Origin of the sequence: Poseidonocella sp. HB161398 (assembly GCF_005870025.1) — a bacterium.
Taxonomy (GTDB): Bacteria; Pseudomonadota; Alphaproteobacteria; order Rhodobacterales; family Rhodobacteraceae; genus Mangrovicoccus.
This window is the reverse complement of the sequence record NZ_VATA01000069.1, coordinates 17703-30567: the sequence shown is the minus strand read 5'-3', so window position 1 is coordinate 30567 and position 12865 is coordinate 17703. Positions and strand designations below refer to the sequence as shown.

The following is a 12865-nucleotide window of genomic DNA, read 5'->3' as shown; positions in this document are numbered from 1 at the left end:
GACGACCTCATCGAGGTGCCATTTGCTGCGGACGCCGGGCCTATCGCGCTTGATGCAGGAAGCAAAATAGCGCCCAAATCGGTTGACCCATTTCCGGACCGTTTCCCGGCTGACGATCACGCCGCGCTCCGCGAGAAGATCTTCGACATCCGCCGTGCTCAGCGCGAACCGATGGTACGCCCAGACCGCGTAAGTAACGATCTCGCGGGAGAAGCGATAGCCTTTCAGGCGCGGCAGCTCGGACGGTACTCTCATGCCGGATGACTATCCAACGCAGACTTCCCGAACAAGTTGACAATGCCCGATAGGCAGTCTGCGAGCCGCTAGGGGATAAAAGAAGGCTTTGCCCAGATTGGCAAGGAGGAGATCGGCCCCATTCTCGGCGCTACCACGAAAGCCGCCTGTTCGTGCCGTCCAGCCATCCGGGAATTGGCACCGCCTTGACGGACGCTATTCTGCGCACCCAGCCGAAGCGCACTGCCCACCTGCCCACTCCCGCCGCCACGACCGATCCGATGCCAGCGACCTCCGGGCGGATTGCACGGCCGGGCCCGCCGTCGAAAGGTAGATACAGCGGGCTTCGTCAGGCAGTGCGGCAACCTGACGATGCCGATCCGGGACAGGTCTTCGAGCCCCAGCAATCGGGAGGGCCTACACCACCTCGAACGTCCATCAAGCTGGAAATGTCCACAGAGGGCGACAGTCTGATCACTGGAACTGGCGCGCTCAATGGTCTAGAATCCGATCCATGAAGAGACTGCAGAACAAGTCCGTCCTCATAACGGGGGGCGCAAAAGGCGCGGGGGCCGCCAGCGCACGGCTTTTCGCCTCCGAAGGTGCGCAGGTCATGATCGCGGATCGCGATGCGGACGCATCTTCCTCCCTGGTTGCGGAGCTTTCGGAGCAGGGGCATCGCGTCAACTGGGTGCATGCCGATGTCGCGCGCCCTGAAGGCGCGCAGGCGGCCTGCGATGCGGCGTCCGACTTCCTCGGCCGGGTGGATGTGCTCTTCAACCATGCCGGCATCATCCTCGTGAAGCCCTTCCTCGACTGCACGCTCGAGGAATGGGACGAGCTGATGGACAATAACGCCAAATCCGCGTTCCTGATGACACGGCTGGTGCTGCCCCAGATGCTGGAGCGTGGCAAGGGCACGCTGCTCTTCACCTCGACGACCGGGGTCCGGGCCGCAACACATCTCGAGGCGCTCTACTGCGCCTCCAAGGCGGCAATGCACCAGCTCGCCCGCGCCATTGCCGTGGAGTACCGGGACCAGGGCATCCGCTGCAACTTGATCTGCCCCAGCTTCGTGCGCACGCGGCATGGAGAGGACGAGATCGCGCAGTTGCGCAGCTATGGCGTTCTGGCCTCCGAAGATGACGTGAACGCCATGCAGGGACGCATCTGCGAGCCCGAAGAAGTCGCCGAAGTGGCGCTCTTCCTTGCCTCGGACGCGTCCAGCTTCGTCAACGGCGCCGAAATTTTCGTCGACAACACCTTCACGGCGGTCTGAAGATGCTCTGGGGCCTGCGGCCGCTGCAACCCAAGGCCGCCTACGGCCTGGCCGTCGACCTGCTGCAGCGGCAAATACATTCCGGACTGATCCTGCCCGGCGAACGGCTTCCGGCCGAGCGCCAACTGTCGGAAAGCTTCGGGATCAGCCGCGTGACCCTGCGGGAAGCCCTGCGGGTTCTGGAAACCTCAGAGTACATCAGCGTGCGGCGCGGAGCCCAGGGCGGGGCCTTCGTCGCCGACGAGGACCGACTGAACCAGCTCGCATTGCGGCGAATGGCTCGCACACCCGGGGCGGCGCTGCGGGTTGCCGAGTACCTGGCCGTCAATCTCCGCGCTGCCGCGCGCCATGCCGCCCTGCGCCGCGGGCCCGCCGATCTCAAGAAGCTCCGGGAGGCGCTGAGGCTGATGGGCCAGGCGAAGGACAGGCCGAGCCGGAAACAGGCCGAGACGCTCTTCCTGCTGGCAGTCAGCGACGCCGCGCAGAACCCTCTCCTGTCGCGCGGCGTCGAGGAGGCCATCGCCGAATTGTTCCTGCCTCTTGAAACCGGCTTCCCCGCCGAGTCGTCAGCCGGGACACTCGCGGCGCATAAAAGCCTGTTTTCTGCACTTGATGCTGAAGATCCGGACAGTTCGGAATCGGCCATGGCCGCAGTGAACGACCTTCACTGGCAGGCAATCCGCAAAATTCTCCATTCTCCGGCCTGATTGAGCGCCGTCCGGCAGCAGGGCGCTTGACTCCATGCGTCGATTTTTAATGGTCTACATATAAGACCATTAATCCAAAGGACGGAAGCGATGAGGATCGACACCAGGATGGGGACAAGTGCGGCGCTGCAGGGCCGTCTGTCCGGGCGCACGGCGATCATCACCGGGGGCGCCAACGGAATGGGCCTGGCCGCCGTTCGGCAGTTCGCCGAAGCCGGTGCCCGGGTCGCCATCCTCGACATCGCCGGCGAGGCCGGGCGTGCGGCCGCCGCCGAACAGCAGGTTCTGGGCCGCGAGGTCATGTTCGTCGAGACCGACGCGACAAGCAGTACGGCGGTGCGTGCCGCCCTGGCCGAGGTCAACGCCGCCTGGGGGCCAGTCGACACGCTGTTCAGCCATGCAGGGACGATCATCGTGAAGCCCCTGCACGAGTCGACGGACGAGGATTACGACCGGCTGATGGCGATCAACGTCCGCTCGGCCTTCATCGTCTGCCGCGAAGTCGTCGCGCAGATGCGGCAGAACGGCGGCGGCTCGGTCGTGATCACCTCCTCGATTGGCGGCGAGAAGGGCTTCGCCCTGGAAAGCCTCTACTGCATGACCAAGGGGGCGGTGCTGCAGCTGGCCCGCTCGATCGCCGTCGAGTACCGCGACGAGAACATCCGCGCCAACGCGGTCTGCCCGGGCTTCGTCAAGACCGCCCACGGCCTGCGCGAGATCGACGAGCTGGACGGCCAGGGGCAGAACTGGAACGAGGCGGATCTGCACGGCGTGCAGGGCCGTCTCTGCGAGCCCGAGGAGGTCGCCGCCGCGGCCCTGTGGCTCGCCTCGGACGAGGCCAGCTTCGTCAACGGCACGGCGCTCTATGTCGACAACGGCTGGTACGCCAAAGGCTGAGCGCCAGCATCAGGAACAAGAAACCGACCCAACAGGACAGCGACCATGAAAACCACCTTCCTTGCCACCACGGCGGCGGCCGCCGCGCTCCTTGCCAGCCAGGCCGCGGCCTTCGAGCCGGAATCCGGCGAGACCATCAAGCTGATGCAGGCCGACTGGACGTCGATGCTGGTCGACACCGAGATCCTCAACATCATCCTCTCGACCTACGGCTACGACGTCGAGAAGGTGATCGCCGATGACAGCGCCCGCTATCCGGGCTTCGAGAACGGCGACCTGACGATTGCGCTGGAAACCTGGCAGACCACCCAGGACAAGGCCTTCAACGCCTCAGTCGCTACCGGCAAGGTTCTGGACATGGGCGAGCTGGGTCCGCAGGCGCGCGAGGACTGGTGGTATCCGGCCTACATGGAAGAGCAGTGCCCCGGCCTGCCCGACTGGACCGCGCTGAAGGACTGCGCCGAGGCGTTCTCGGCTCCCGAGACCGCGCCCAAGGGCCGCTATCTCGGGGCGCCGGTCAGCTGGGGCGGGTTCGACGAGGAACGGATCGAGGCGCTCGACCTGCCCTTCGAGGTCGTCCATGCCGGCACCGACGCGGCCATGTTCGCCGAGCTCAAGGCTGCCTACGAACGAAAGGCGCCCATCATCCTGTGGGTGTACAAGCCGCATTGGGCGCCGTCGGTGTACGAAGGTTCCTTTGTCGAGTTCCCGGCCTACGAGGACGCCTGCTATTCCGATCCCTCCTGGGGCGTCAATCCGGACATGGCCTATGACTGCGGCAAGCCGCAGGGCTGGATCAAGAAGATGGCCTGGGCGGAAGGCGAGGAAATCTGGCCCTGCGCCTACGAGATCACCCGCAACTTCACCATGGACGCCGACGAGGTCGGCCAGCTGGTCTACGAAGTCGATGTCGAAGGGCGCGACGTGGACGAAGTCGCCATGGAATGGGCCACCGAGAACGAGTCCAAGTGGCGCGAATGGGCCGCCTGCGCGGCTGACTGATCCCGTCTGACCGGGAGGGCCGGAGCCGGGCCTCCCCCCTGAACGGAAGACCCCCATGGCGGATACCTCTCCCACAAGTCCCGCACACCAAGCCGGGCGGACCGGCGCAGGGCGCTACGCCGCCTGCGCTGCGGCCGTCGCGGCCCTGTTCGTCCTGGCATTGCTCCTGCCGCCTGCACTGCGCGACCTGCCGCCCGCGGCGGTCGTCCCGCTTGCCGACTGGACCGGCGATGCGCTGAACTGGTTCGCCCGCGAGGCGTCCATCGCCGGCCTGCCCGTCTCCGGCATCACCCGCGCGGTTGCGTCCGCCGCCCAATGGCCGATCGAGGCGCTCCAGGTGCTGCTGGCCGACGGCTGGGCCAAGGGTGCCGGATTCAACCGCGTGCAGATCGCTCCGCCGCTCAGCTGGGCGGGGATCACGATGGCGGCCGCGCTGCTGGCCTGGCGGATCTCGGGGCGGGGTCTCGGCCTGCTGACGCTGGGCGCCGGCCTCTACCTTGCCCTCTTCGGGCTCTGGACCTCGGCAATGACGACCCTGGCCTCCGTGCTTCTCTGCGTGATCGCCGCCCTGGCGATCGGCCTCGGGATCGGCATCCGCGCCTACCGGACGCCGAGCGTGGAACCTGCGGTGCGCGCGGTCCTGAACGTCATGCAGACGGTGCCGATCTTTTCCTACCTGCTGCCGACGCTGCTGCTCTTCGGCTACGGACCGAGCGCGGCGCTCTTCGCCACTGTCGTCTATGCCCTGCCGCCCATGGTCCATGCCACCGTACTGGCGCTTCGCGCGGTCCCGGCGGAAACGCTGGAGCTGGCGAAGATGTCCGGCTGCTCGCGGCACCAGACCCTGTGGAAGGTCGAGCTGCCCGTCGCGGTGCCGCGTCTGGCCATTGGCCTGAACCAGGTCGTGATGATGACACTGAACATGGTGATCATCGCCTCGATGATCGGCGCGGGCGGGCTCGGCTACGACGTGCTGCGCGCCCTGCGTCGGCTCGACTTCGGCGCGGGCTTCGAGGCCGGAATGGGCATCGTCGTCCTCGCCGTGGTGCTCGACCGGCTGACCCAGACGGCCGCGCGGAACCGCGCGCAGGGCCGCACCGGCCTGTGGACACGCCGCGACAGCCTCCTGGCCCTCGCGCTGCTGGCGGTTCCGACGGCGGCCAGCCTCGCGGTCCCGGCCCTGGCGGCATGGCCCAAGGCGCTGACCCTGACCACGGCGCCCTTCTGGAACGGTGCGGTGTCCGTCATCAACACGCATTTCTATGACGCGCTCGAAGCCGTGCGGGCCAGCGTGCTCATCCATGTCATGAACCCGCTGAGGGACGGGCTGGCCGCGCTGCCCTGGCTGGCCGGCGTCCTGGCCCTGGCACTGGCGGGCTGGCGACTCGGCGGTGCAAGGCTCGCCGGGCTCCTGGCCGGGCTGTCGCTCTTCGTCGTGCTGACAGGCTACTGGCAGGCGGCAATGGGCTCGGTCTACCTGACCCTTCTCGCCGTCCTTCTGGCGCTGGCGGTCGGCATGCCCTTTGGCATCTGGGCTGCCGGACGCCCGGGGCTGCGCCACGGCATCGACCTGGTGCTGGACACGCTCCAGACCCTGCCGACGCTGGTCTACCTTCTGCCGGCGGTCATGCTGTTCCGCAACGGCGACTTTTCCGCGCTGATCGCCATCGCCTCCTACGCCATCGCTCCCGCGGTGCGCTACGCGATGGCCGGAATGCAGCACGTTCCCTCCGAGCGGCTCGAAGCGGCCGCGATGGCGGGCTGCTCGAAATGGCAGAGCTTCGTCCATGTCCGCCTGCCCGCCGCGCTGCCGACGCTGCTGCTCGGCGTGAACCAGACGGTGATGATGGCGCTGTCGATGCTGGTCATCGCCGCCCTGGTCGGCACGCGCGAACTGGGCCAGGACGTCTTCACCGCCCTGTCCCGCGGCGAGACAGGGCCGGGCATCGTGGCCGGTCTCTGCGTCGCCTGCATCGCGCTGAGCGTGGATGCGATCCTCAAGTCCGGCGCCAGCCGCGCCGCCCGCCACCAGGGAGAGACCCATGTCTGATCTTCATCACCGCCCTGCCCCCGCGGACCGCCCGGTGGTCCTGTCCGCCCGCTCGGTCTGGAAAGTGTTCGGCGAGGACGAAGCCGCCTTCCGCGCCCGTCCCGGGCCCAACCGCGCCCCGGCCGCATTGGAGCGCGACGGCCTGGTCGGCGCCGTGCAGGAGGCCAGCTTCGACATCGCCCGCGGCGAGGTCTTCGTCATCATGGGGCTGTCAGGATCGGGAAAGTCGACGCTCCTGCGCTGCCTCACGCGGCTGATCGAACCCACCGAGGGCGAGATCCTCTATCACGGCGAAGATATCCTGAAGCTTCCCGAGAAGCCGCTGGCGGAGCTGCGCCGCACCCGCATGGGGATGGTGTTCCAGCATTTCGCGCTGCTGCCGAACCGCACGGTACTGGGCAATATCGCCTTCCCGCTGGAAGTCCAGGGCATGGCCCGGGCCGAGGCCGAGGCGCGGGCCCGCGCACTGGTCGAGGTGGTCGGGCTTTCGGGGCGCGAGGACCGGATGCCCTCGCAGCTCTCGGGCGGCCAGCAGCAGCGCGTCGGGATCGCGCGCTCCCTGGCAACGGATCCGGAGTTCTGGTTCCTCGACGAACCCTTTTCGGCGCTCGATCCGCTGATCCGCGCCGACCTGCAAGCCGAGGTGCTGCGGCTCCAGCGCGAGCACCAGCGCACGGCAATCTTCGTCACCCACGATCTCGACGAGGCAATCCGGCTTGCCGACCGCATCGCCATCATGGAAAGCGGCCGCATCGTGCAGATCGGCACGGCCGAAGACCTGGTGACGCGCCCCGCGACCGACTACGTGCGACGGTTCGTGGCCAAGGTCCCGCCTGCCAAGGTCATCCGCGTCGCGTCTCTGATGTCGGCCGAAGTCATGCCGGATGCGGTCGAAACGGTCCCTGCGGCGAGCACGATCGCCGCCGTCGCACCGCGGCTCGTCGCCGGATCCGGCCCGCTGGCAGTCACGGATGCAAGCGGCCTGCCGGTAGGCTGCCTCGACCGCCAGACTGCGCTGCGAACCCTCGCCGAAGGCGTCTGACATCCTGCGGTGCAGCTGCCATGTCACGCGAAAGGGGCCCATGTCCGCCGACATGGACCCCTTTGCATTTGCCGGCGCACTGGAAGAGGGAAAGGCACTGATCGAAGGCCGTCGCGGAGACCGGATCGTTTCGGTGATCGCCCTGAACATGGCACCCCGCCTCGCCCGTTACCGGCGGCAGATGGAGCAGGAACTGAGGGAGCGCGCAACCGACGGCCCGCTCCTGTCGTGACGACCTTGCAGCAAAGCATGCCCTTCATGGCTGACTGGCGCGCTGTCCTCAGCACAGGATGGCGCCGACGACCAGCGCTGAACATGCTGCCTTCGCCCCATCACCTCAGCCGACGGGTTCGATCTGCCTGAGAAGTACGGCAGCATCGCTCGTCGTTTCGACCCGCGGTAGTTGCGCGCCTGCCGCGCGGCTCCACCTTCCAGCTTAGACCCCATGATCGCGGTGGCGTCTCCCAGTCTCCAGCCGTGAAGGCAAAAGCCGTCACGGCAGCGAGGAGGTTGGAGTGGAAGAGGGCAAGGAGAAGTTTGGCGCAACGGTCGTGAGACGGGATCAGAGATCCAGATGAAACGCTTCTATTCGCCGGGTCTGGTGACGGCGACATTCGTTCTGTTCCCGATCTCGCTTTACACCTACCGCTGCGTCATCCAAAAGGATCTTATGCAGCCGATTTCGTGATTGCATTCGTTTCTCTACATGCTTTTCGGCCTAGGTGTGCACTGAATCCCGCTCGCCGATATCTGCAACAAGCCCTTCGGCTGTTGAGATCAGGTCTCGCCGATCCCATCGCGAGGCGAAAAATCGTCGTCCCGAGACGCTTGAGCGCTGGAGTCGCGTAGTGTGGATCGCCACCGAGCTTTCGAACCAGATCCGCGGCATGATGAAGACATTCAGCCTGGTTGTTGGCCCCGGCAAGGGAAGCGCCTTCGACAGGAACGTCCGCGAGATGCTTGCGGGGCAGACCAGGCTCGACGCCATCGTCTTGCCCTGCGGGAAGTTTGGAGCAAGATCCGCAGGCGCGCCGCGGAGCTCTGTCGGCATCTCACCACCGCCGCCCGCCGGGACCAGGCTTGCAGCCTGCTCATGTCGATCCCCGGCATCGGCGCAATCACGGCGACAGCCTTCGCGACGGCCATCGAAGACCCCGGCAACTTCCGGACGTCGAGATCCGTCGACGCCTGGCTCGGCCTGACAACTCGCTGGTTCCAGTCCGGCGAGGTGGTCTACGACGGGCATATCTCGCCGCGGCGACCGGCATCTGAGAAGTTTGCTCTACGAGGCAGCAGTCACCATCTTGACACGCGTGTCCTGCGACAGTGATCTCCGGAACTGGGGGCACGGCCTGAAGGAGCGGATCGGGTTCAAGCGCGCCGCCGTCGCCGTAGCGCGCAAGCTGGACGTCATCATGCACGCCATGCTCAATACCGGGGCATTTCTCGATCCTTGCCCGGGCAAAACGGCGTGAAAGCCTGAAATACTGCGATCGTGTCGGATCGCCAGAAACGTCCCTGCCGGGACGAGGGACGAGCCATTCCGTTGACGGGGCTGCACCGTCGAAAAGACGAAATGCGTCATCCACATTGAAGGCTCCTTCCGCGACTCCCCATGATGCGGCGGCTCATGCCGACCGTGGAGACAGCCATGCATCCGGCAGATCAGGGACAGATAGGCGAGACCCGCTTGACGCGAAAGCAGCGATTAGACAATCTGCATCAGTCCAGAATTGACGTCCGTCAATCCTACACCGGCCCATCTAGAATGAAATCCACGAATTCGCGGACCAGAGGGCGCTCGGCGGAGGCCGCGTTGATCTTCAGATAATAGCCGCGGTCGATGCGGAGCTGGCCGTCCTGCGCCGGGACCAGCAGCCCCTGCTCCAGATGGCGTCCGACGAGATGGTCCCAACCCAGCAGCATGCCTTCTCCACGCAGCCCGGCCTCTACCAGAACCAGGTAGCTGTTGCTGACCAGCCGGAAGGGACGCTCCGGCGCCGGGTGGCCCGCAGAGCGGAACCAGTCCTTCCAGCTCAGCGGCGTCCAGCCGATCGCGTCGGAGCTCCAGTGCATCGGGTGCAGCTCCAGCAGCTCCGTCTCCGCCAGGAGGCCGGCGCTGCCGAGCGGGCCGTGGCGGGCGAGGAAGTCCGGGCTGCAGACCGGGCGGACGGTCTCGTCGAAGAGATAGACCAGCTGCTCGCCGGGATCGCAGCGCTCGTTGCCGCAGATCACCGACAGGTCGACCTCGGCGAAGTTCCTCAGCCGGTCGTTCTCGTCGGAGGCCAGGAGCACGAAGCGCGCCTCCGGATGCAGCGCGCGGAAGGCGTCGAGGCGCGGCGCCAGCCAGTAGGCAATGACGGCCTGGGTGCCGGAGATGGTGATCGCGGTCGCCGCCTCGGCCGGATCGATCCCGGCAATCGCCTCGCAGATGCCGTCGAGCCCGGCCGTCACCGCCCCGAGCAGGCGGCGCCCGTCCCCGGTCAGCTCCAGCGCATTGTGCAGGCGCAAGAACAACAGGCAGCCGAGCGCCTTCTCCAGCCCGCGGATCTGCTGGCTGACCGCCGCCTGGGTGACGTTCAGCTCGGTGGCGGCCAGGGTGAAGCTCAGGTGCTTCGCCGCGACCTCGAAGGTGGCGAAGGCTTGCATCGACGGCAGGTAGCGGCGGCGCGGGGTCATGTCCCATCCTATCGGCAGCGCGGGGCGCTTCTCAAGCGCGGTTCACTCGGCGCGGGCGCGCCATTCCTTCCAGCGCAGCGTGGCGGTGGCGCCGATCTGCGCGAAGGGCGCGGGCGGCAGGCGCGCGGGCAAGGGCTCGGCGGCGAAGCCGGGCGCGATGCCGTCCGTGACACCCATCGCCATCTCGGCCGCGGCGATGCCAGTCAGCGTGCCGCGCACTGTGCCCAGCCCGTTCTGCACGCAGGCCGAATAGAGCCCTGGCTCCAGCTCGCGGCAGACCGAGACATGGTTCATCGACAGGCAGAGATGCCCGGCCCAGTGATGCGCCATCGGCAGGCCGCAGAGCATCGGGAAGCGGTCGTCGAATTTCCGCCGCATCATCCGGATCGCGCGCGCCATCTGGGCGGTGGTTGTCTCCATGCCGGGGCGGAACTCGGCCGCCGCGCGGATGACGATGCGGTGGCCGCCCTGTCCGGGATCGATGCGCCGCACGGTCGTGCCCATCGGGTCGGAGGGGGTGAGCGCCCAGCGGGGCGCTCCGCGGAGCTCGGCCCGCGTCTCCGGACCCAGCTCCTCGGTCATCGCGGCGAAGAGGAAGATGTGCATCAGCCGCCCGCGCATCAGCCCGAAGCTTTCCAGATGGCCGTTGGTGGCGAGGATGACCTTGCCGCAGCAGACCGCGCCCCTCGGCGTCTCCACCCGCCAGCCGTCTCCCTGACGGACGAAGCCGGTCACCGGGCTCCCCTCGTGAATGGCCGCCTTCCCGGACAGCCCGGCGGCCAACCCGCGGACATAGCCTGCGGGCTGGATCATCACCGTGCCGGGGGTCCAGAGGCCCGAGACGTAGTGGCGGCTGCCGGTGAGGGCGCGCATGGCTTGCGCGTCCAGCATCTCGTGGGGCTCGCCCAGGGAGGCGAGATGGGCGGCATAGCTGCGGTTCCGCGCATCGGCGGCGGTGCAGGCGGCGCCGTTCACCTTGCCCGAGGGCTCGAAATAGGCCGGCGCGATCCCGTACTCGGCCACCGCCTCGCGGGCGAAGCCGATGGCCTGCCGGTTCAGCGCGATCTGCGCCCGGTCGTCGCCGCCGCCGGCATAGTCCTCGGAGGTCAGCTCGTGCGGCAGGTCGATCATGAAGCCGGAATTGCGCCCGGCGGAGCCTTCGCCGATCTGTCCCGCCTCCAGCAGAACCACGTCAAGCGACGGATCGAGCTGCAGCAGGCGCCGCACGGCCGAGAGCCCGGCAAAGCCGCCGCCCACGACCACGACATCAGCGCTCCGCTCCGCGTCGAGCGGCGGCAGTGGCGCCCGCGCGGGCAGGATCGCGTTCCAGCCGGCGGGACCGGCGAGTTTCGGCAGACGTCTGGCGGAGAAGCGCGTCGTCACGGGCGGGGTCCTTCCGGATGGAGAGCGGTGGAGGAAGGTCCGGCGGCGGCAAGGGACTGGACCGCCGCCGGTTGGGACCGGCTCAGCCGATGGCGGAGCCGGAGGGATCGGAGAGGTCGACCCAGATGGTCTTGGCTTGGGTATACTGGTCATGGGCATGGATGCCGTTGTCGCGGCCGCCGAAGCCCGACTGCTTGTAGCCGCCGAAGGGCGTGGAGATGTCGCCCTCGCCGAAGCTGTTCACCGTCACCGTGCCTGCCCGCAGCATCCGCGCGCCGCGGATCGCCCGGCGGGCATTGGCGGTGAAGATCGAGGCGGCCAGGCCGTACTCCGTGTCATTGGCGACCGCGATGGCCTCTTCGAAGCTCGCGACCGTGATGACGGTCAGGACCGGGCCGAAGATCTCCTCCCGCGCCAGCGGATGGGCGTTGTCCGGCACCTCGACGATGGTGGGCTCGACGAAGGCGCCGCCGACGGTGCTGCCGCCCATCAGCACGCGGCCTTCGCCAACCTGCTCCAGATAGCCCGCGACCTTGGCGAAATGCGCCTGCGAGACCAGCGCGCCGACGCGGACCGACGGGTCGAGCGGCGCGCCGATAGTCCACTGCCGGGCTTCGGCCGCGATCCGCTCCATCAGCGCGTCGCGGATGTCGGCATGGACGATCAGGCGCGAGGCGGCCGAGCAGTTCTCGCCCATGTTCCAGAAGGCGCCGTTGACGACATGGCGGGCGACCTCGTCGAGATGCTCTGCGTCGTCCATCACGATGCAGGGGTTCTTGCCGCCCATCTCCAGCACGACTTCCTTGAGGTTGGAATCCGCCGAATAGTGCAGGAAGCGGCGCCCCGTGGCGGTGGAGCCGGTGAAGCTGACCATGTCGACATCCGCATGGCGTCCGAGCGGCTCGCCCACGGCGCTGCCCGAGCCCGGCACGATGTTCAGCACGCCCGCGGGAATGCCCGCCTGATGCGCGAGTTCCGCGACCCGCAGCGCGGTCAGCGTGGTCTCGGCGGCGGGCTTCACCACCACCGAGCAGCCCGCGGCCAGCGCCGGGCCGATCTTCCAGGCGAGCATCAGGAGCGGGAAGTTCCAGGGCAGCACCAGCCCGACGACCCCCACGGGCTCGCGCAGCACCATGGCGATGTGGTCGTCGGAGGCGGGCGCGACCTGGTCGTAGATCTTGTCGATCAGCTCGGCATGCCATTTCAGGCAATGGATCGTCTCGGGCACATCGACGGTGGCGCAGTCGTAGATCGTCTTGCCGGAATCGAGGCTCTCCATCACCGCGAGCTCGTGCGCCTCCCGCTCCATCAGGCGGCAGAGCCTGAGGATCGCCTCCTTGCGTTCTGTCGGGTGCAGCCGCGACCAGCGGCCGTCCTCGAAGGCCTCGCTTGCCTTGGCAACCGCCAGATCGACATCCTCGGCGCCGCAGGCGGCCACCTCGCCCAGCTTCACGCCCGTGGCAGGGTTCACCGTCTCGAAGGTCGCGCCGGAGGTCGCCGGGCGGAAGCTGCCGCCGATGAAGGCGTTGCAGGGCAGCTCGAGCGAGGCGGCGATGGCTTCGTATTCGTCGCGTGTCAGCAGGTCGCTCATG

Annotated in this window: 13 protein-coding genes and 1 pseudogene; 10 read left to right on the top strand and 4 right to left on the bottom strand. The window is 67.5% G+C overall.

Annotated elements, in window-relative coordinates; genetic code table 11:
• Positions 1–255 (bottom strand): annotated as a pseudogene (locus FGX59_RS30700) (IS6 family transposase); the annotation flags it as partial.
• A 493-nt stretch (positions 256–748) separates the two neighbouring features.
• On the opposite strand from FGX59_RS30700, the gene FGX59_RS30695 reads away from it, so the two are divergent.
• From FGX59_RS30695 to FGX59_RS39855, 10 genes are all read left to right on the top strand, one after another.
• The gene (locus FGX59_RS30695; protein WP_138471557.1) at positions 749–1513 is read left to right on the top strand and encodes an SDR family NAD(P)-dependent oxidoreductase; all 765 of its coding nucleotides are present in this window, start codon (positions 749–751) and stop codon (positions 1511–1513) included.
• A gap of 2 nt (positions 1514–1515) precedes the next feature.
• Entirely contained in the window at positions 1516–2220 is a 705-nt protein-coding gene (locus FGX59_RS30690; RefSeq protein ID WP_138471555.1) for a FadR/GntR family transcriptional regulator, read from the top strand.
• 90 nt (positions 2221–2310) lie between these two features.
• A complete protein-coding gene (locus FGX59_RS30685; RefSeq protein WP_138471553.1) occupies positions 2311–3117 on the top strand; it encodes an SDR family NAD(P)-dependent oxidoreductase in 807 nt (268 codons plus the stop codon).
• Between the two features lie 45 nt (positions 3118–3162).
• Positions 3163–4119, top strand: a complete 957-nt coding sequence (locus FGX59_RS30680; RefSeq protein WP_138471551.1) for an ABC transporter substrate-binding protein — start codon at positions 3163–3165, stop codon at positions 4117–4119.
• Positions 4120–4174: 55 nt separating this feature from the next.
• Positions 4175–6169 carry a proline/glycine betaine ABC transporter permease gene (locus FGX59_RS30675; protein WP_138471549.1) on the top strand — a complete coding sequence of 665 codons (1995 nt, stop codon included), beginning with the start codon at positions 4175–4177 and terminating at the stop codon, positions 6167–6169.
• Entirely contained in the window at positions 6162–7211 is a 1050-nt protein-coding gene (locus tag FGX59_RS30670; RefSeq protein ID WP_138471547.1) for a glycine betaine/L-proline ABC transporter ATP-binding protein, read from the top strand. Before FGX59_RS30675 ends, FGX59_RS30670 begins: the two co-directional genes overlap by 8 nt.
• A 40-nt stretch (positions 7212–7251) precedes the next feature.
• Positions 7252–7443 (top strand): hypothetical protein, encoded by a 192-nt coding sequence (locus FGX59_RS30665; RefSeq protein ID WP_138471545.1) that lies wholly within the window; start codon positions 7252–7254, stop codon positions 7441–7443.
• Between the two features lie 342 nt (positions 7444–7785).
• Positions 7786–7899 (top strand): HXXEE domain-containing protein, encoded by a 114-nt coding sequence (locus FGX59_RS30660; RefSeq protein WP_138471543.1) that lies wholly within the window; start codon positions 7786–7788, stop codon positions 7897–7899.
• A gap of 405 nt (positions 7900–8304) precedes the next feature.
• Positions 8305–8541, top strand: a complete 237-nt coding sequence (locus tag FGX59_RS39860) for a transposase (RefSeq protein WP_206078478.1) — start codon at positions 8305–8307, stop codon at positions 8539–8541.
• Positions 8516–8686: a hypothetical protein gene (locus FGX59_RS39855; protein ID WP_370296400.1), complete on the top strand. Its 171-nt coding sequence runs from the start codon at positions 8516–8518 to the stop codon at positions 8684–8686. The genes FGX59_RS39860 and FGX59_RS39855 overlap by 26 nt, the downstream gene beginning before the upstream one ends.
• A 274-nt stretch (positions 8687–8960) precedes the next feature.
• On the opposite strand, the gene FGX59_RS30650 is transcribed toward FGX59_RS39855, so the two are convergent.
• The 3 genes from FGX59_RS30650 to FGX59_RS30640 all read right to left on the bottom strand — a co-directional run bounded on the left by FGX59_RS30650 (position 8961) and on the right by FGX59_RS30640 (position 12864).
• Complete coding sequence (locus FGX59_RS30650) at positions 8961–9890, bottom strand: LysR substrate-binding domain-containing protein (RefSeq protein WP_138471542.1); 930 nt, start codon at positions 9888–9890, stop codon at positions 8961–8963.
• Positions 9891–9932: 42 nt separating this feature from the next.
• A complete protein-coding gene (locus FGX59_RS30645; protein ID WP_240722807.1) occupies positions 9933–11273 on the bottom strand; it encodes an FAD-binding oxidoreductase in 1341 nt (446 codons plus the stop codon).
• Between the two features lie 82 nt (positions 11274–11355).
• Positions 11356–12864 (bottom strand): aldehyde dehydrogenase, encoded by a 1509-nt coding sequence (locus FGX59_RS30640; RefSeq protein ID WP_138471537.1) that lies wholly within the window; start codon positions 12862–12864, stop codon positions 11356–11358.
• Between the last annotated feature and the right edge of the window lies 1 nt (position 12865).

Coding starts and splice junctions, on each gene's coding strand:
- FGX59_RS30695 (WP_138471557.1), top strand. CDS start 749: ATGAAGAGACTGCAGAACAAGTCCGTCCTCATAACGGGGGGCGCAAAA.
- FGX59_RS30665 (WP_138471545.1), top strand. CDS start 7,252: ATGTCCGCCGACATGGACCCCTTTGCATTTGCCGGCGCACTGGAAGAG.
- FGX59_RS30650 (WP_138471542.1), bottom strand. CDS start 9,890: ATGACCCCGCGCCGCCGCTACCTGCCGTCGATGCAAGCCTTCGCCACC.
- FGX59_RS30640 (WP_138471537.1), bottom strand. CDS start 12,864: ATGAGCGACCTGCTGACACGCGACGAATACGAAGCCATCGCCGCCTCG.
- FGX59_RS30670 (WP_138471547.1), top strand. CDS start 6,162: ATGTCTGATCTTCATCACCGCCCTGCCCCCGCGGACCGCCCGGTGGTC.
- FGX59_RS39860 (WP_206078478.1), top strand. CDS start 8,305: ATGTCGATCCCCGGCATCGGCGCAATCACGGCGACAGCCTTCGCGACG.
- FGX59_RS30660 (WP_138471543.1), top strand. CDS start 7,786: ATGAAACGCTTCTATTCGCCGGGTCTGGTGACGGCGACATTCGTTCTG.
- FGX59_RS30690 (WP_138471555.1), top strand. CDS start 1,516: ATGCTCTGGGGCCTGCGGCCGCTGCAACCCAAGGCCGCCTACGGCCTG.
- FGX59_RS30675 (WP_138471549.1), top strand. CDS start 4,175: ATGGCGGATACCTCTCCCACAAGTCCCGCACACCAAGCCGGGCGGACC.
- FGX59_RS30680 (WP_138471551.1), top strand. CDS start 3,163: ATGAAAACCACCTTCCTTGCCACCACGGCGGCGGCCGCCGCGCTCCTT.
- FGX59_RS30685 (WP_138471553.1), top strand. CDS start 2,311: ATGAGGATCGACACCAGGATGGGGACAAGTGCGGCGCTGCAGGGCCGT.